The sequence below is a fragment of the Oryzibacter oryziterrae genome (genome assembly GCF_021864535.1).
In the GTDB taxonomy this organism is placed as follows: Bacteria; Pseudomonadota; Alphaproteobacteria; order Rhizobiales; family Pleomorphomonadaceae; genus Pleomorphomonas; species Pleomorphomonas oryziterrae.
On the sequence record NZ_JAKJIC010000005.1, the window covers coordinates 139,264 to 158,144 of the forward strand.

13 protein-coding genes are annotated in these 18,881 nt (G+C 64.0%); 7 read left to right on the forward strand and 6 right to left on the reverse strand.

Annotated elements, in window-relative coordinates; translation table 11 throughout:
* Nucleotides 1-34: 34 nt before the first annotated feature.
* Both L2I41_RS07550 and L2I41_RS07555 read right to left on the reverse strand, forming a co-directional pair.
* Nucleotides 35-1,705, reverse strand: a complete 1,671-nt coding sequence (locus L2I41_RS07550; protein WP_237152921.1) for a putative bifunctional diguanylate cyclase/phosphodiesterase — start codon at nt 1,703-1,705, stop codon at nt 35-37.
* 179 nt (nt 1,706-1,884) lie between these two features.
* Nucleotides 1,885-4,983, reverse strand: coding sequence for an alpha-mannosidase (locus L2I41_RS07555; RefSeq protein WP_237152922.1), 3,099 nt, complete (start codon nt 4,981-4,983; stop codon nt 1,885-1,887).
* Nucleotides 4,984-5,423: 440 nt separating this feature from the next.
* Here L2I41_RS07555 and L2I41_RS07560 point away from each other — a divergent pair, with 440 nt between their 5' ends.
* The 4 genes from L2I41_RS07560 to L2I41_RS07575 all read left to right on the forward strand — a co-directional run bounded on the left by L2I41_RS07560 (nt 5,424) and on the right by L2I41_RS07575 (nt 9,549).
* On the forward strand, nt 5,424-6,587 hold the full coding sequence (locus L2I41_RS07560; RefSeq protein WP_237152923.1) for a substrate-binding domain-containing protein: 1,164 nt from the start codon (nt 5,424-5,426) through the stop codon (nt 6,585-6,587).
* Nucleotides 6,588-6,784: 197 nt separating this feature from the next.
* Nucleotides 6,785-7,663, forward strand: a complete 879-nt coding sequence (locus L2I41_RS07565; RefSeq protein WP_237152924.1) for an ABC transporter permease — start codon at nt 6,785-6,787, stop codon at nt 7,661-7,663.
* Complete coding sequence (locus L2I41_RS07570) at nt 7,660-8,466, forward strand: ABC transporter permease (protein ID WP_237152925.1); 807 nt, start codon at nt 7,660-7,662, stop codon at nt 8,464-8,466. Before L2I41_RS07565 ends, L2I41_RS07570 begins: the two co-directional genes overlap by 4 nt.
* A gap of 51 nt (nt 8,467-8,517) precedes the next feature.
* Nucleotides 8,518-9,549 (forward strand): ABC transporter ATP-binding protein, encoded by a 1,032-nt coding sequence (locus L2I41_RS07575; RefSeq protein WP_237152926.1) that lies wholly within the window; start codon nt 8,518-8,520, stop codon nt 9,547-9,549.
* A 269-nt stretch (nt 9,550-9,818) separates the two neighbouring features.
* Here the strand turns inward: L2I41_RS07575 and L2I41_RS07580 are convergent, their stop codons facing one another.
* Nucleotides 9,819-11,072, reverse strand: coding sequence for an ROK family protein (locus L2I41_RS07580; RefSeq protein WP_237152927.1), 1,254 nt, complete (start codon nt 11,070-11,072; stop codon nt 9,819-9,821).
* A gap of 139 nt (nt 11,073-11,211) precedes the next feature.
* Complete coding sequence (locus L2I41_RS07585) at nt 11,212-12,078, reverse strand: sugar phosphate isomerase/epimerase family protein (RefSeq protein ID WP_237152928.1); 867 nt, start codon at nt 12,076-12,078, stop codon at nt 11,212-11,214.
* Between the two features lie 344 nt (nt 12,079-12,422).
* Between L2I41_RS07585 and L2I41_RS07590 the strand changes: the two genes are divergently transcribed.
* Nucleotides 12,423-13,502 carry a Gfo/Idh/MocA family protein gene (locus L2I41_RS07590; protein WP_237152929.1) on the forward strand — a complete coding sequence of 360 codons (1,080 nt, stop codon included), beginning with the start codon at nt 12,423-12,425 and terminating at the stop codon, nt 13,500-13,502.
* A gap of 91 nt (nt 13,503-13,593) precedes the next feature.
* Here the strand turns inward: L2I41_RS07590 and L2I41_RS07595 are convergent, their stop codons facing one another.
* Entirely contained in the window at nt 13,594-16,032 is a 2,439-nt protein-coding gene (locus tag L2I41_RS07595; RefSeq protein ID WP_237152930.1) for an autotransporter domain-containing protein, read from the reverse strand.
* On the opposite strand from L2I41_RS07595, the gene L2I41_RS07600 reads away from it, so the two are divergent.
* Both L2I41_RS07600 and hydE read left to right on the forward strand, forming a co-directional pair.
* On the forward strand, nt 16,021-16,233 hold the full coding sequence (locus L2I41_RS07600; RefSeq protein WP_237152931.1) for a hypothetical protein: 213 nt from the start codon (nt 16,021-16,023) through the stop codon (nt 16,231-16,233). The two genes, L2I41_RS07595 and L2I41_RS07600, sit on opposite strands and share 12 nt — an antisense overlap.
* A gap of 271 nt (nt 16,234-16,504) precedes the next feature.
* A complete protein-coding gene (gene hydE / locus L2I41_RS07605; protein ID WP_237152932.1) occupies nt 16,505-17,515 on the forward strand; it encodes a [FeFe] hydrogenase H-cluster radical SAM maturase HydE in 1,011 nt (336 codons plus the stop codon).
* 132 nt (nt 17,516-17,647) lie between these two features.
* Here the strand turns inward: hydE and hydF are convergent, their stop codons facing one another.
* A complete protein-coding gene (gene hydF / locus L2I41_RS07610) occupies nt 17,648-18,880 on the reverse strand; it encodes a [FeFe] hydrogenase H-cluster maturation GTPase HydF (RefSeq protein WP_255720134.1) in 1,233 nt (410 codons plus the stop codon).
* Nucleotide 18,881 lies beyond the last annotated feature (1 nt).

Below are 18,881 nucleotides of genomic sequence, written 5' to 3' on the forward strand. Positions count from 1 at the left end.
ATCGGGTCGCCTCTGGACGACCGCTGTCGTCGGGTCATACGGAGCCGACGGCAGATCTGCCTTTCGGCGTCGAGGCATTCAAAAGGGAACTGACATCTTCGAGCGGACGGGAAAACAGGTAGCCCTGCCCCTTGCCGCATCCGCGTTCACGCATGGTCTCGAGCTGCATCTCGGTCTCGATGCCCTCGGCAATCACCGGAATGCCGAAGCTGCGCGACAGCCCCATGATGGCATCGACAATCTTGGCCGCCTCGCTGTCCTCGCCCAGGGACATCACGAAGCTCCGGTCGATCTTGAGCATGTCGAACTTGCACACCCGCAGATGATTCAAGCTCGAATGCCCCGTCCCGAAGTCATCTAGGATGATCTTGATGCCGGCAGTGCGGAACTGCTCGAAGGTCACCCGCGCCATTTCAATGTCCGCAACCAGCGCATTCTCGGTGATTTCGACCTCGAGACGACGGGGTGAAAACCCCTCCTTGGTCAGGATGTTCAGGATCTTGAGACCCAGGGCGGGATCCTTGAGCTGGACCGGAGAGAGATTGACCGACAGCGTCATGTGTTCCGGCCAGGTGACGGCCTGGCGCACGGCCTTGACCAGTATCACGCGACCGATTTCGTCGATCAGTCCTGCTTCTTCCGCCAAGGGGATGAAGCGATCGGGGGGAACGACACCGGCCTCAGGGTCGGTCCAGCGCGCCAGCGCCTCGAAGCCCACCACCTCACCGCTCTGGATATCCACCAAGGGCTGAAAGTAAGGAACGACAAGATCATCCTCGATGGCCTGGCGCAGGCGCATTTCCAGGCTGTTGCGCGCCCGCACGGCCTCGTCGAGCTCCACGTCGAAGAAGGAGATCCGGCTCCGCCCGGCGCACTTGGATTTGTAGAGCGCCACGTCGGCCTGCCGCAGCTTTTCCTCCACCGTTTCGCTGCCGCCCTCGACGAGCGAGACACCGATGCTGGTGCCGACAAAGGCGCGTCCCTGGCAAAAGGCAAAAGGCTCCGCGAAAGCCGCCAGAACAGTCTGGGCAATCGCCAGAGCCTGGTCGCGACTGGCCAGCGGCTCGGACAGGATGGCAAACTCGTCACCACCGAACCGGGCGCAGATTTCGATGCCGCCGATGGCCTTCAGGCGTGAGGCCACATCGACGAGGACCGTGTCGCCCGCGGCGTGACCATAGACATCGTTCACCGGCTTGAAGCCGTCGAGGTCAAGGAAAAGCAGGGCGCGAATGCCCGCCGGCCGCGCCACGCAATAGCGGCCAAGCCAGTCCTCGAACTGTCGCCGATTGGGCAGCCCGGTCAGCGCGTCGTGCAGCGCCAGCTGCAGCGCCGTGGCTTCCGCCAGAATACGCTCGTTCAGCGTGCGCCGCATGCGCAGAAGCTGGAGCGAGGTGAAGATGGCAAGAGCAAGACTGAGGAACAGGCCGAAGGTGATGATTTCATCGGCGCCGAAAGACGGCCAGGCCAGCAGGGCAAGACCGACGATGTTCTGCTCGATCGTCGGCGCTTCGCCGGGAGCGTGAACTGGCGCAAGGCTTTCCCGGCTTGCCATCTCCCCAGGGTGACCGCTCGCCCATTCATGCAGTCGTTCGTGCAGCCCAAGATTGCTGGCAACCACAAAGGCCAGCAGGCAAGCCGTGAAGATGATCACGGCCTCAAGCAGGATTCGGCGACGCACCGATTTTGCGGCTTGGAATGACATTCTTGCTTCACTTGCGTGATTTTGAATGTGCATCATCGCCAAGAGGCCTTAAATTTCCGCTTCCACGCGCCGGGCGGACTCTAAACCCAGATTATCATTCGATTTGCATAAGTAAACTTCCGCAGAAGAGCACCGGTCAGACGGTCGCCACCTTGGAAGTGGCGACCGTCCGGCCATACTCACCCGATATGCCAGCTCAGCATGCGGAAGGGCGTCACCAGCCCATCCTCACGACCGTCGGGCATTTCCAGGATGTCCACCGGCGTCGCGTCCTGGCCGGCGGGAACCGTCAGGGCAAAGCGGCCGCGCCGTCCCGCCCCTTCGCTCACGCGCAGCACGGCACCGTCGCCGTCTTCGGCCGGCTTGAGCGCGTTGAAGCGCGCGTCGAGCCCGTCCCAGGCGATCGGCCGGAACGGCAGGCCCGCGCCCGACGCCACGCCGACGAAGCGCAGGGGATCGTTGAGGAGATCGGCTTCCGCCTGCACCTCGGCCGACCACCAGCGCCCGTCATGCGGCAGCAGCGCGTAGGTGAAGCTATGCTCGCCCTCGTCGGCCAGCATGTCCGGATAGAGCGGGCCGCGGATGAGGCTCAGCGTCATCACGTTGCCCTTGGCCGAGAAGCCGTATTTGTCCGCCGACAGCAGCGCCGCGCCGAAATCGGTCTCGCTCATGGACACGAAGCGATGGCCGCAGGCCTCGAACTGCGCCTGCTGCCAGGTGGTGTTGTCATGCGTCGCCCTGACGGTAACGCCGATCGCCTGATCGAAGGCGGCGCTTTCGGCCAGCACGTTCACCGGGAAGGCGGCGCGCAGATAGGTGCGGCGGTCGTGCCAGCTGATGTCGGTCTTGATGTCGAGACGAGCCGAGTTCGACCACAGCCGGTAGCGCGTGACGATCCGGCTCGCCGAAAGGCTGCGCGTCACCGTGATCTCCGCCATATGCGGACCGGTGGCGGTCACCGCCAGGCTGTCGACGCTGTCGAGCTCATAGCCGCCGAGCGCGAAGCCCGGTTCGATGTCCCAGGCGTCGAAATTGCGCGGCAGATCATTGGGATAGACCATGATGCGGTTGGCCGCGCCATCCACCGTCTCGCGGGCCCTGCGCTTGTCATAGAGCGAGGCGATCCGGCCCTTGGCGTCGATCTCGACGCGGACGAGGTCGTTCTCCATGGCAAGACCGTCCACCGTGACGCGTGCCGTCGAGCCCGCCCCGGCAAAGCCGACGGAGAGCGGCGCCAGTGCCGCGTCGGACGCCGCCACATAGCCGCCCTCGATCGCCTGCGGCGCCAGAGCCGCCGGCAGGGGCTCGGGGCTCGTCACCTGCCAATGGGGCTTGGCCGAACCGGAGATGTTGGCCACCGCCAGACCCGTCACGCCCCCTTCGCCACCGAGCCGCGACGCCAGAGCCGCCAGCCGCTCGGCCGCCACCGCCTCGGCATGGGCGACCACGCCTTCGAGTTCCGGCACGGTCTGCTCATAGGCCTCGCGGATCGACGAGCCCGGCAGGATGTCGTGGAACTGGTTGCGCAGCGTCAGCCGCCAATCGGCGTCGAGATCTGCCGCCGCGACTTCGCTGCCGGCGAGCCGGTCGAGGACCGAGAGCGCCTCGGCCGCCACCAGCGCGTTCTCGGCGCGGCGGTTGAGCTGCTTGACGCGCGCCTGCGAGGTCAGCGTGGCGCGGTGATACTCAAGATACATTTCGCCCTGCCACACCGGCACGGCTGCGTCCTTGAGCCCCGCCTTGAGGCTATCGATATGATCCTGGATCGAGCCGTGCTCCACGGTCGGGATCGCCGGCATCTTGTTGAGCAGCGGCAGCGCCTCGATCTGGTCGGGGGCCGGACCGCCACCGCCGTCGCCCCAGCCATAGGTGGCGATCACCGTGTCGGTGAGATCCTTGGCCGCATGCTTGCCCCACACTTCCACCAGCGCCTCGGGCTGCATCAGCATGTTGTAGCCGTCATTGTCATAGGCGTCGAAGGTATGCACCAGCACGCGCGAGCCGTCATTGCCCTGCCAGTGGAACACATTCTCCGGCATGCGGTTGGTTTCCGACCAGCTCACCTTGATGGTGACCAGCGTATCGATGCCGGCCTGGCGCATGATCTGCGGCATGGCACCGGTGAAGCCGAAGGTATCGGGCAGCCAGGCCGTGCGGCAGGTCTCCCCGAAGCGCTTCATGAAGCCCTGCTGGCCCAGGAGGAACTGGCGGGCAAAGGCCTCCGCCGAGGGCATGTTGGTGTCGCATTCGACGAACATGCCGCCGATCGGCTCCCACTGTCCCCGCTCCACCGCCTTGTTGATGAGATCGAGGCAGCGCGGATCTTCCTCCTCGATATGGTCGTAATAGAGCGAGGACGACTGCACGAAGCGGAATTCGGGATAGGCCGCCATCAGCGACACCACCGAGTTGAAGGTGCGCGTGATCTTGCGCACGGTCTCCGGCTGCGGCCACAGCCACACATAGTCGATATGTGCATGGCCGGTCACCAGCACCTTGCCCTGCTTGGGATAGGCGGCGCGCAATTCGTCGAGCCCGGCGTCCAGCGCCGTCACCGCCGCCTGCACCGAGGCGATCGCCGCCGCGCCCAGCGGGGCCGGCGCGTCCGACGGTTCGAAGGAGCGTTCCCAGATGCCCTCGGCGAAGGGCAGCGAGGCGAGGCGAGGGCCGACGTCCACCGTGGCCGTCGGCAGGCGCAGCCTGGACACGGCGATCTCGCCCACCTCGGCCAGCGAGCGGGCCAGCGTCTCGTCCTTCGCCGACAGCGCCGTCTTGATCACCACCTCCAGCCGGCGGCGCAACGCACGAATCTCCGGGGAGAAATCGATCAGCGCCGCCGCAGTGAGCTGCGGCGCGCGGTTGGGATGGCCGAACAGCGAGCGGGCCGCCACTTCCGCCTCGATCACGAAGGCGCCCTGCGGCAGCGGCCGGAACTGGCGATGGCGCGGATTGGCACCGAAGCGGTCGAGGATCTCGCCGGTGGCGTCCTTCAGCGTCACCAGCGCCTCACCGCCGAAATCGAGCAGCAGTTCGCGCACGCAGCCCGCGAGCACCGCCTGCGGGTCCACCGGCTCCGAGCGAAAGGCGTGGATGCCGTGCCGATCCGCCCAGGGCTCGCCGAGCTTGATCCGCCGGCTGGCGCCGTCAGGCGTGCTTTCCGTCCAGTCCCGGATCGGCAGCTCGCGCTGGATCTCCCAGGCGGCAAGTTCCTGTGCCCACACATTGAGATGCTCGAGAATGTGGTGAAGGCGGCGCTGACGGTCTCGGAAGTCTTTCATGGCGGCTGTCCGGGCTGGGCACCTCCCGGGATGGGGACGGTGCGGGAACGGGTTTGGAACGTTTTAATGCGAGCCGATCGCAAAAGCAAACGGACTAAAATCCTCGTTATGAATTTAATCGCGCCCCAAGGGCCGCCCCGGCGTTCGCCCGCCCGCCGATTCCCCCCGCGTCGGGCAGGATGCACCGGATTTCCAACAGGAATTCCAGCACTTGTCACCCCGGACTCCCATCAATGCCGCACCGCACTGGACATCGTGCGAGTCTCAGGGGAACAATATGACGCATTCGGCCAAAAGTTACCGCTTGACACCCCCGATAAAATTCATGCTAAGAATTTAAGACGGGCAGCAAGAGGGAACTGCGCCCTTGGAAACGCCGACGAGGGGTGGCAACGTTCCACACCGACCCGGCGATCGGTTCACGCTCCGGGAGGTATTTGATGAACGTTTCTGATCTCAGCAGGCGCAATTTCCTGAAGACATCGTCCGCCCTCGGCCTCGGTGGCCTGATGGCCGGCACCTTCGTGCTCCGCGCCAATGCCGCGCCGGGCGTCATCGACGTCATCATCAACTCCGACACCAACATCCTCGACTTCTGGACCCAGGTGATCAAGCCCGGTTTCGAGGCCGCCAATGCCGGCGTCACGCTGAACCTCGTCTCCTCCGGCGGCGGCGCGGCCACCGATCTGCTGGCCGAGCGCGCCTTCGCCGCCCTGCAGACCAAGACCGACCCGCAGGTCGACTTCCTCGAAGCCTACGGCCCCTATCATCCGGCCGACGCCATCTCCGCGGGCCTGTGGACCGACTTCCCCAAGGCCGGCCTTGCCAATTACGCCAACATCAATCCGGTCACCGTTCGCAATGAATGGTCGCTGCCCTATCGCGGCAGCCAGGTGGTGATGTTCTACAACGGCGACAAGATCCCCAACCCGCCCAAGTCTTTCCCCGAGCTGATCGAGTGGATCAAGGCCAATCCGGGCGAGTTCGCCTATGCCCGCCCCGACAAGGGCGATTCGGGCGCCTGCTTCATCGAGCGCGCCCTGCAGGAAGTCACGGGCAAGAACCCCGACCTCTTCAAGGGCGACAATTACTCCGAGAGCTACGCCAAGCCCTTCTATGACAAGCTCTGGCCGCTGCTGAAAGACATCGCCCCCTCGCTCTACAAGGGCGGCGAATATACCGCCGGCAACACGCCGTCGATCCAGCTGCTGGCCTCCGGCGCCATCTCCATGACCATCGCCTGGTCGGACATGGCGCTCACCGCCATCAACGAGGGCGTCGTGCCCGAATCGACCCGCCTGGCCCAGCTCGGCGACCTTGCCTTCACCGGCGGCTTCTCCACCATCGTCATCCCCAAGAGCGCTGCCAACTACGCTCTGGCGGTCAAGCTGGCCGATTTCATCATCTCGCCGGAGATCCAGAACAAGATCGTGACCGGCCTCGGCGGCTTCCCGTCGCTGAAGTGGGACGCCATGGATCCGGCGCTGGCGGCCAAATATGCCGCCGCGGCCCCCACCTCCATCCCTGAATTTCCCGGCACCTGGGAACCGTCGCTGTTCGACGGCTGGTACCGGGAAGTCGCCGCCAATCTGGCCCGCGACTGATCTTTCCGCGCCGACCGCTCTCCTGTTGCGGCGCGACCTGCTTCACCGGGCCACCCTCATCCTCCAAAAAAAGGCCCGGTGAAGCTCTTTTCCTGCCGCGGCGACTGCGGTCGCCGCCCCCGGCAGACGGGCAAGGCCTTCGTCAAGGCGCGTTCCCCTTCCACGGACGGCGTTGACCTCAATCCCCCAGGCGATCCATGGCATCCGATCTCGCTCCGCCGCCCAAGACCTCCAAGAATCCGCTCGGTCTTCTGATGATCGCCGCACCGGTCGTGCTGATGGGGCTGTTTCTGCTCTATCCCGCGCTGCGCGTCGTCCTGCGCACTTTCGGCGCCGCCGACGGCTCGCCCGGCTTCTCGCTCGAGAACTATGCCCGCTTCTTCAACGACAGCTACAGCCTCAACAATCTCGGCATCACGCTCTGGACCACGGTGGTCACGCTGATCCTGCTGATCGTCGTCAACCTGCCGATCGCGCTCTATCTGCGCTTCCGAAAGGGCCGGTTGGCCACCTTCATCCAGGCGCTGGCCCTCTTCCCCATGTTCGTGCCCGGCGTGATCATCTGCTACGCGCTGATCCGCTACATCGGCCCCAATGGCCTGTTGCAGTCGCTCCTCGAACACGTGGGCATCACCGGCTACCAGACGCCGATCATGACGCCCTGGGGGCCGGTCATCGGCCTGCTCTGGGATGCCATGCCCTTCACGCTCCTGGTGCTGACGGCCGGTCTCGCCGGCATTTCCAATGCCGCCATCGAGGCCGCCCAGGATGTCGGTGCCTCGCGCCTCAGGATTCTCTGGTCCATCGTGCTGCCGCAGATCCGCGGCTCGCTGGTGGTCTGCACCTCGCTCAACTTCCTGAGCCTGTTCGGCTCGGTCTTGCAGCCCTACATGCTCGGCCCCACCAGCCCCGAGCTGATGGGCCCCTTCATGCTGCGCACCTTCTCCTCCGTGCGCGATCCGCTGCAGGCCGGCACCCAGGCCACGATCACCTTCCTGATCTGCTCCGTCGCCGGCCTTCTCTACATCCTGTCCATGGGCAACCGCCGCAAGGCCGAGAAGGAAACCGTGGCATGATCAGGCGCTTCGATCTCGCCGGCCTCGTCATCGCGGCCGCCCTCGTCTTCTTCATCCTGCTGCCGGTGCTGACCGTCTTCATCTGGGCCTTTGCCGAACAGTGGTTCTATCCCTCGCTGCTGCCGACAAAATGGGGCTTGCGCTTCTGGAGCAAGGTGCTCGAACGCCCCGATGTCTGGAGCGCCTTCTGGACGTCCATGAAGATCACCACCCTGGTGACGGGCCTGTCGGCGCTGATCTGCCTGCCGGCCGCCTATGCCTTCGCCCGCATGGAGTTCCCCGGTCGGCAAGCCTTCATGATGTCCTTCCTGATGGCCACCGCCTTCCCGCGCTTTGCCATCACCATCTCGCTCGCCGTGCTGTTCCTGGTGTTCAATCTGGTCGGCACCGTCACCGGCGTGGTCATCGTGCAGCTGCTCACCACGCTGCTCCTGATGATCTGGCTGCCCACCGCCGCCTTCCGGGGCGTCAGCCGCAACATGGAGGAAGCCGCCCGCGATGTGGGCGCCGGCCCCTTGCGGGTGTTCTGGTCGATCACCCTGCCGCAGGCCCTGCCCTCCATCGCCGCCGCCGTGCTGATGACCTTCGTCTGGACCTTCTATGAAACCGAAGGCGCCTGGCTGGTCGGCGCACCGCGCATCACCACCATGCCCATCCTGATGATGCAGATGATCAACAACCAGATGGTCGTGCAATACGGCGCGGTGCTCTCGGTTCTGCTTTGGGTTCCCTCGCTCGCCGCCTTGCTGCTCGCTCGCCGCGTACTCGGCTCAGACACTTTCGCCAAGGGCCTCGGAGCCTGACCTCAGCCGGCACCCCCTCGCCCGTTGAGCGTCCACTTTGGATCTTTTGAGATGGCCAGCCTAGACCTTCAGGACATTTCCAAGCGCTACTCGAACCTTGCCGCCGTCGACACCCTGTCGCTTTCCATCGCCGACGGCGAACTCGTCTGCCTGCTCGGTCCCTCGGGCTCGGGCAAGTCGACGCTGCTCCGGATGATCGGTGGCTTCGAAATCCCGAGTTCGGGCAAGATCCTGATCGACGGCGTCGATGTCGCCCCCGTGCCGCCCGACAAGCGCCCCACCGCCATGGTCTTCCAGAGCCATGCGCTGTGGACGCACATGAATGTCTGGGAGAACATCGCCTTCGGCCTCAAGCTGCGCAAGTTCTCGCGCGACGAGGTGGCCGCCAAGATCGCCCGCGTCATGGAACTGGTCGGTCTCACCGGCTATGAGAAGCGTCACCCCAGCCAGCTCTCCGGCGGCCAGCAGCAGCGCGTCGCCATCGCCCGCTCCATCGTGCTCGAACCCAAGATCCTCCTGCTCGACGAGCCCTTCGCCAGCCTCGACCAGCACCTGCGCGAACACCTGCGCGAGGAAGTGCGCCAGATCCAGCGCCAGCTCGGCATCACCACCATCTTCGTCACCCACGGCCAGGACGAGGCGCTGGCGCTCGCCGACCGCATCGTCGTCATGTCCAAGGGCAAGATCGAACAGGTCGGCACCCCCGACGAGATCTACGCCCGCCCGCAGACCGAATTCGTCGCCGGCTTCATCGGCGTCATGAATCTGGTATCCGCCACCGTCTCGGGGGGAAGCTTGGCCTTTGCCGGCGAGGCCCTGTCCGCCCCGGTGGCCGATGGCCTTGCTACGCTCGCCATTCGTCCCGAGGACTGGAAGGTCGGCGAGGGAGCCGGCCTCAAGGCCACGGTCACCCGCACCGTCAATCTCGGCGCCTATGTGCTCGCCGACGTCGCCCTCCCCGATGGAACCACCGTCAAGGTCCATCTCGACAAGGCGCGCGCCGTCCGCGAAGGCGATCCGATCGAGATCGGCATCGGCCCCTTCGCGCTCTATCGCGACAACATGGTGATCCATCGAAGCTGAGACGATCGTGGGGCGATCGACAGGACAGTCGCCCCCATCCGGCCGCACTCGCCGCGTCCGCTCGGCGATCATCGCCCGCGCTTCCATACACGTGCGGACCGATTTTTGGTGCTGTTGCGCCCGTCTCTGCCGGGGCGACCTAACCGCGACATTCGCGCCGTGCTCATCGAGCGCCTAGGCGACGAATGCGCGACATCTCCGCTCCCCTCAGCCAGGGCGACATAACCGTGACATTCCCGCCGCGCTCATCGGGCGCTCGGGCGACGAAATCACGACATCTCCGCCGGCCCCACGCCATCGATCGGGCGCACGTCCTGCGGGATCTGCCGCACGTAGAGATGGCGGAAGTTCGGGTTGGTATTGACAAAGATTGGCAGCATGGCTGCGCCGGTCACCGCCGCATCCTTGATCAGCGCCGCCGCCGTCAGGCGCGGCTGCTGCCGATCGCGCCGCGCCGCCGGCGTCGCCCTGAGCGGATAGGCATGCTCCACCAGCAGCTCCACCACCGGCCGCGGCAGCAGGCCGCCAGCCACCACGAACTCCGGATCGAACAGCACTTCGATGATGGCGGTGATATCCCGCAGGGCGGCGGCGGCCGCATCCATCCATTGCATCAGCCGATGGTCGCGCAGCTTCAGCAGCCGTTCGGCCTCCGCCATTGCCGTCGCGTCATCGGCGGCGCCCACTGCCTGGCGCAGGCCGCCAATCGACAGGATATCCCGGGTTTCCCGCTCCGGCCAGGCGGGCGATCCATCGATGCCGAACACCGGCAGCAGGCCGACCTCGCCGGAATTGCCGCGCGCGCCCTTGAAGGGCATGCCGTCGACGATCAGGCCCGCACCCGTGCCATTGCCGATGTAGATATAGCAGAAATCAGCCGCCGGATCGTCATGCCGGTGGAAGCGCTCGCCGATAGCCGCCGCCGTCGCGTCATTTTCCGTATAGACGGCCAGCCCGGTCAGCTGCTGCAGCCGCTCGGCCACCGACACATCGCGCCAGTCGTCCCAATCGGGCAGGCTGAAGTCGAAATCATAGGCACTACTGCCAAATGTCGGCAGCACCACGCCGACGCCCCACACCTTCTCCCGACCGATCCCCAGTTCACCGAGGATATCCCCGATCGATATGGCGATAAATGACAGGGCATCACCCGCATTGCGTGTATCGACTTGCAAGTCCCGCCGAGTCACCTCGCTGCGCTTCAAATCGCAGACCTTGACCAGCACCTGCCCGCGATCCAGATGGATCCCGATCGAGAACCCCGCGGCAGCATTGGCGTCCAGATAGATCTGCGGCTGACCACGCAGGCCGCTCGACCGCCCGGCCTCGATGATAAGCCCTTGATCCAGAAGCTCTCTTGTGATCGAGGAAATGGTCTGCGGCTTGAGGCGCACCAGCCCCGAGATCTCCACGCGGCTGATCGGCCCGCGCTGGAAGATGGTTTCGAACACCAGACGGCGATTGAAGATGCGCGCATCCTCGATACGGCTGCCATCGATCTGGCTGCTGACGTCGGTGTTCATCGTCTCTTGCGTTTCATCTTTGGATCTTGCTGCCGGCATCAACGGCTATGGCGGAGCGTCATTTGACGCCAATCTTCCTGCAAATTCAAGCTGTTTGGCAAGGGTGCCACCAAGGCGCGGCACCCTCGCCCCGTCCCTCTCAGAGCCCGAGCCTGCGCAGAACCTCGCGGTTATGCTTGGCAATCGGGAAGGGCTTTTCCGGCGGGCAGGGATACATGTCCTGCTCCACAACCACATAGCCGTCATAGCCACTCGCCCTGAGGAAGTCGGTGACTTCAGCGAAATCCACCACGCCCTTGTCCAGCTCGCACATGACGCCCATCTGGAATCCCTGAACGAAATCAATCTTCTCGTCCGCGATCTTCTTGCGCATCGCGCCATCGAGATTCTTGAAATGGTAATAGGGAATGCGGCTGGCATAGCGCTTCATGAAGGCCACCGGGTCATAGCCGGAATAGGCATGATGGCCGAAATCGAAGCATAGGCCCACCAGCTTCTCGTCGGTTTCCTCCAGAAGCCGGATGATCTCCGGCTCGGTCTCGACGCCCGTGCCCACATGCGGATGAAACACGAAGCCGAGCCCATATTCCTCGACCGTCAGCTTGGCCGCCGCCCGCGTCGCCTCGACAAGGCGGCTCCACTCGGCTCCAGCCAATTCGCGTCCCTTTCCAAGGGGATAGAGGTCGGAGTCGTCCATCAGCAGGATCCAGCCGCCGCCCGTCGCCTTGAGAAGCTCCGCCGTCTGGCGCACCCGCGGCAACAGCGTCGACAGACCGTCAGCCGTGCTGAGCGGATGCACGATCCCCGTGCCCGACACCGAGAGGCCACGGCTGCCGAGTTCGTCGAGAAGCTTGGCCGGGTCGGTGGGCAGATAGCCGTAAGGCCCCGTTTCGGTTGCGGAATATCCCGCGTCGCGCACCTCGTCGAGATACCTCTCCCAACTCACCTGCCGCGGATCGCTGGCATACCACACGCCCCAGGCGTCCGGTGCAGTCGCGATTTTCATCGTCCCGATCTCCTCGTTTTCAAGACGCAGCGCCCACCCTGATTCGACGGTGAGCGCCACGGTCAGTCGGATATTAAATCCACAAAACATAAATTAATAGACGCCGCGTCATTTTTCCAACAAGGCCGGATTTTCCGGACCATTCGACGCGGACAAGGCGATCCGAACAAGGATCGCACTTGTCTCGGCAAAAAAGCGCCCACATCTGGATTGAAAAAATCACTGACATGAATTTAAGTCAGTCGCGATAGGACAGCGTCGGATTCGGAAAGGCCTGCGGGCAGCGTCCCGCCCCACCCTTTCGCCGCACCGCTGTCGGACCATCTCTGAAGGAGGAGTATCCAATGGCCCTGTCACTCGGCCTCATCGGGCTCGGAGAAGTCGCCCAACTCATTCATTTGCCGATACTTTCTCGTCTCGGCGACCTGTTTGCGGTCGCAGCGGCCTATGATCCGTCACCGTCGGTCCTGGCCACGGTTGCCGATCGCTGGGACATTGCCCGTCGTCATCCCTCGGTCGAGGCCCTGCTCGCCGATCCCGGCATCGACGCGGTCATGGTACTGAGCCCCGACCAGCATCATGGCGAGCACGCCCGCGCCGCGCTTGCCGCCGGCAAGCATGTTTTCCTTGAGAAACCGGCCTGTCTGACCCGGGCCGACCTCGAAGCGCTCGCGGCCGTCCGCAGCGACAAGACGGTCATGGTCGGCTACATGCGCCGCTTCGCCCCTGCCTTCACCGCCGCCAAGGCCGCGATGCCGCCGCGCGAGGAGATCACCTATGTGCGGGTGCGCGACGTGATCTGCGAAGGCCCCTGGTTCTTCCGCCAGACCGACAGCGTCGTCACCCCGAAGGACGACATTTCCGCCGATCTCATCGCCACGAGCCGCGCCCTGCGCGCCTCCATGCTGGCGGAGGTCTGCGGCCCGGACGCCCCCGCTGATCTGCAGACCGCCTATCAGGTGCTGACCGGTCTTTCCTCGCACTCCCTCTCGGCCATGCGCGACATTCTGGGCGGCAGCCCAAAACGTGTGGTTGCAGCCGAGGTGAAGCTCGGTGGCATGCAGATCACGGCCCTCCTCGACTACGGCCATTTCAACGCCATCTACGAATGCATGATCGGCGACGTGGTCCGCTTCGAGGCCGGCATGGAGATCAACACCCGCAACCGTCGGATTTCCTTCGAATATCCGACGCCCTACATCCGCAACCTGCCCATGTGGACGGACCTGCAGGACTCGACCGAGACCGGCAACCGCCTGACCCGCCTCGGTCCCTTCCACCAGGATCCCTTCGACGTTGAAATGCGCGCCTTCCATGCCCTCGCCACCCAAGGGGCTACCAACCCGACACCGCCAGCCGATTCGCTCGCCGATCTCGACCTGTTCGGTGAAATCATTGCGGCGGCAAAGAGAAGCCGCGCCTGATCTTTCGCTGCGGACAGCCCCCTCGAGAAACAACGCCCGGCGATGTGATGTCGCCGGGCGTTGCCATTCATCTCCGTGCTGTCGCTGGCCGTCAGAACTGCTTGACCAGACTGAAGCGGATCTGCTGCTGGCTTACCCCATCGCCATCAGCCCGCAGCGTATAGTCAAGGCCGAGCGCGACATCATTGGTGAAGCGGACATCACCGCCAATGCCGACATTGAAGAAGTCAGCCTGACTGTCCGTGCCCGAAGCCGAAGTGCCACCGGAACCACCACCGGCATAGGTCACTTCCAGGGCGCTTGAGCCGGTAAAGTCATGACCATACTCAAGCCGCAGGCGCGGTTCTACCAATGCCCATTCGGTCTCAATGGCATAGGCCAGGCGTACGCCGACAAGGCCGGTAACCGTCGAGCGGGTCTGCCGGCCGAAGCTGAGTTCGTTGCCCGTGCTTCCGGATTCGTCGTAAGGGTCAAAGACCGAATAGGCGGCGGAAATCCGGCCATAGGGTGAGAAGGTCAAACCGCCATTCTCAAGCGTGTAGCCAGCCGTCAGGCTGCCGAAGACCTGGCGGCCATCACGCGTGCCCGACACCAGGCTGTCTGTCTTCAAGACATAGCGATCGGTGTCAAAGGACATCGTGCCAACCCCGGCAACACCGTCGACAAAGACATTGTCCACGGGGGTCCAGCTTCCGTAGACGAAGCCGAGTACGGCCTTGCCGTCAACCGATGTCCCCTGATCGCCGATATCAGTCTTGTCGCGCCCGAAACCGAGACCACCACCAATGACAAGATCGCTGTTGAGCCGGAAATCCAGACCGGCGCTCAGTCCAACCGAAATGAAGTCGGCAAGATCGCCATTCGCCTTGGTCGAGCCGAAGTTCACATTGCCTGCCGACCACACGGCCATCCGGCCGTTGGCGAGCGTCGAGCAGGAAGCACCGGGCTCATCTTTGCGCTTGCTGGCGACAGGACCGGTCTTGGCACCACCGCCAGTCCCGCCGGCCGACGCCGTGGCGCTACCGGCCGGCGCGGCATTGAGATCCGTCTGACCACCGCTCAGATTGGCGTCCAGGCTGTTGACGAGACAGTTGGCGCCATGCAGCCCCTCAAGGTGGCCATTGACATTATCCATCTGATCGAAGGCGAAGCGATCGGCGGTCACCCCTTGAGTATCTACGATCTCGTGGACTTCAGGGTCATCGAGCGGGTCGGGCTTCGGATCGATGATCAGGGAGTAGCTGCGGGTTACAGTGTGAGCACCAGAGTCCGTAGCGGTGACGGAGAAGGTGAAAGTCCCGGCCTCCCGCGGCGTGCCGGCGAGAATGCCGGTGTCGGCGGCAAGCACAAACCCGGCGGGCAGCCCGGATGCGCGCGCACGCTGCTCATAAGTGTAGGGTGCAGTGCCCCCCGAGGCGACAAAGGTTTCGCTATAAGGCGCTCCGACGACACCATGGGGCAATGACGCGGGGGTGAGCGTGAGCGTCACGGTCGTCACCGGCTGAACGGTGATCGACACGGTCGCGACATTAGATGTGCCGCCCGGACCGGTCGCAGTATAGGTGAAGCTGTCGGCGCCCGAGTAGTCCGCCGAAGGCGTATAGGACATGCCCGTGCCGGCAACACTGACGGAACCATGCGAGGGAGAGGTGGCCGCCGCCACAGACGTGTAGCCCCCGCTGATCGACAGAGCTACGGCGTTGCCACTGCTGTTTTCCTCAACCGTCATCGAAACGTCGGCAGCCACCGGCGGGGTCGAACTCACCGTAATCGACACAGTGGCGGCATTTGACGTTCCGCCCGGACCGGTCGCAGTATAGGTGAAGCTGTCAGGGCCCGAATAGTCCGCATCGGGGGTATAGGACATCGTCGTGCCGGCAACGCTGATCGAGCCATGCGACGGAGATGTGGCCGCCGCTACTGACGTATAGGATCCGCTGATCGACAGAGCTACGGCGTTGCCGCTGCTGTTTTCCTCGACCGACATCGAAACGTCGGAAGCTACTGGCGGGGCCGCACTCACGGTGATCGAGTAATCACGAGTCCCGGTGAAGGTACAACTGCCATGGCTGGTGCCGCTGAGCGCGGCTTCGATCGTGAAGGACGAAGTCCCCGCAGCGGTCGGTGTCCCGGAGATCTCGCCGGAGCCTGTATCGATGCCGAGCCCAGCCGGCAGGCTGCCGGCCGATACGGAGTAGGCCCAGGTGCCGGAGGTCGACGAACTTCCCGACACGGTCTGGCTGTAACCGGTCCCGACCACGCCGTCCGCAAGACTTGCCGGTGAGACGGTTACCGTCGGACCAGTCACGTTGATGGTGATCGTGCCTGTCGTCGAAATGGTTCCATCGGGACCTTCCGAAAAGAGCGTGTAGCTGATCGTGTCGGTGCCGACAAAACAGGAGTCCGGATTGTAATAATGATCGCCGTCATTGGCGTAGTGCCCGTGAGACGGGTCGCCGAAGCTATAGTCGATATAGCTGCCCGACGCGTGCGTCTCGATGGCCTGCTCGACGCTGAAATGGTCACCCATCGTCAAATTGATCGTGAAATCAGGCGCAACGGCATCGGCCGCCATGGCATAGCCCGCGGACATCAGGAAAATGATCCCGACATGCAGGGCGACCACAAGGCGTCGCAACTCGCGGCCACCCAAGAGGCGCCGGGCGCCACAAACCAAATCAGTCAAAAATCGGGTGCCAAGCCGAGCCATTTCCTACTCCAGACCACATGACGTGCCAGGCCGCACCGGGTCGGCGCTGGCGGGGGCAGGTCTTTGCAATAGGAAGTAACAAACGCGCCGGGCGGCAGACACACAGAACTGCTTGGGACGACTGTCAAAATTTGACGCTTTCTCGGCCGAGACCCGAATGGAAAAGACAACTTTTCACGCGGCATGTGATCCGCCGCAAAGCGGGCTGCCTCTTGTTCTTGTTATCTGGCTTCAAACGCATCGAGCTCAGGCTGTTCGGCCTGCACCGAGCCGCATCAGGAAGCCGCCAGTCATGTCCCTCTTCAACCGTCAGAGCGTCATCGAACTGCTTCAAAGTCCACGGGACGAACTCTTTGCCCGCGCCGACCTTGTGCGCGCCGATGTGATGGGGGACGCGGTCTACCTGCGCGGCATCGTCGAGTTCTCCAACATTTGCGCCAACGATTGCGTCTATTGCGGCATCCGCAAGTCCAACCGGAATCCCAAGCGCTATCGCATCGATTCCACCGAGATCATGGACGTCGCCCATCGCATGCAGGCGTCCGGCCAGACCACGATCGTATTGCAGTCGGGCGAGGTCGCCACACCCAAGGAAGACGAGCGGATCGCCACGATCGTCCGGCGGATCAAGGCCGAGACAAGCCTGGCGGTAACGCTGTCCTGCGGCAATCGCCCCCGCGACACCTATGCCTATTGGCGCGAAGCCGGCATGGACCGCTATCTGCTGCGCTTTGAGACATCCGATCCGGACCTCTTTGCCAGCCTGCATCCCGACTGCAGCCTTGAGGATCGCCTGCAATGCCTGCGCGACCTGCGTTCCGTCGGGGCACAAGTGGGTTCCGGCTTCATGATCGGCGTGCCCGGCGAAACGCTGGAGATCCTCGCCGACAACATCCTGCTGTGTCGCGACTTCGATCTCGACATGATCGGCATCGGTCCGTTCATCGCCCACCCGGATACGCCGCTGGCCGGCCAGCTCAATGCCTATGCCGATGACCCGGACATGTATTTTGCCGCCGTTGCGGCCCTCAGGATCGTCAACCCGGACGCCCATATCCCGGCCACCACCGCCTTCGATGCCATATGGCCGCACGCTGGCCGCGATCTGGTCCTGCAGCGCGGCGCCAATGTCTTCATGCCCAACGCAACGCCGGGCAAATACCGCAAGAGCTACATGCTCTACCCCGACAAGCCCTGCGTCGATGAGGAGGATCACCTCTGTGCCGGCTGCGCCTCCGCTCGCATCTGGTCGATCGGCCGCATGATCGGCACCGGGCCGGGTCACTCCATCAAGCACAGATAACAGTTTGAAAAAGCTCGGCTCCATCCACGACAGGAAATCCTGCAGTGGATGGAGCCGAGCTTTTCATTTCACGGGTATCCTTGCCGAACCGATGGCCGTGGTCACACCACGCCCCAGCGAAGCCGCGCGGGATTATCCCTGATTGGCGCGCTCATAGGCTTCACGGGCTGCCGGGAAACATTCGAGCGCCCTGTCCAGCACCCCCTGCACCCGCGAGATGGCCACGCCGTAATTGGTCATCGGCACCCCTTGCGCCTCAGCGCGGCGCTGACGCAACAGCAGCATCTTGCGGTTCACCGTGCAGCCCCCGCATTGAATAGTCAGGGCATAAGGCGAGAGATCATCAGGGAAATCGCGACCCGCAATCACGTCGAACTGCAGATCGCCGCCGGCATATTGGCGCAGCCAGCGCGGGATCTTCACCCGTCCGATGTCGTCGGCCATGGAATGGTGGCTACAGGCTTCGGCGATCAGTACCCGGTCGCCCGGCTTCAGCCGGTCGATGGCCGCCGCGCCGGCCGCAAGCTGCGGCAGGTCGCCCTTGAAGCGCGCCATCAGGATCGAGAAGGTGGTGAGCGGAACGTCCGGCGGCGTGTCGGCGGCCGCCTTCAGCACGATCTGCGAATCGCAGATCACCAGATCCGGCTTGCGGTCAAGCCGACGCAGCACATCGGCCAGTTCCCGCTCCTTGACCACAGTACAAGCGGCATCAGCATCGAGAATGTCGCGGATGGCCATCACCTGCGGCAGGATCAGCCGGCCCTTGGGTGCCGCGAGATCGATCGGCACCACCAGGATCACATGGCCGCCAGCCGGGATCAGGTCGGAAACGAGATGCGGCTCTTCGAAGCGATCATCGGGCGCGGCATCCAGGAGTGCGGCCAACAGCTTGGGCCGGTCGGCCGGGGTCTGCGCCGAGGCGGAAATCCAGGGAATGCGCGCTTCGTCGAGGTACGTGATGGCCTCTTGCGTCGGCACACCGAGATCTGCCTTGCCGAACACCACGAAGAAGGGTGTCGACCGCGCCTTCAGCGCCTCGATCAACTGCCTTTCGTCAGCACCAATCCCGGCCTGATCGGTCACGATGATGCCGAGATCGGTGTGCTCAAGCGCGGCAGCCGTCTTGGCCTTGCGCATTTCGCCGAGATCGCCCACGTCGTCGATACCAGCGGTGTCGATGAACATCACCGGTCCAAGCGGCGCAATCTCCATCGACTTCTCGACGGGATCGGTCGTGGTGCCTGCAACATCGGAGACGATTGACACCGACTGCCCCACCAGGGCGTTGACCAGCGACGACTTGCCGACATTGCGCCGACCGAAGACACCGATATGCAGGCGAAGTCCCTTGGGGGTGTTGAGCATG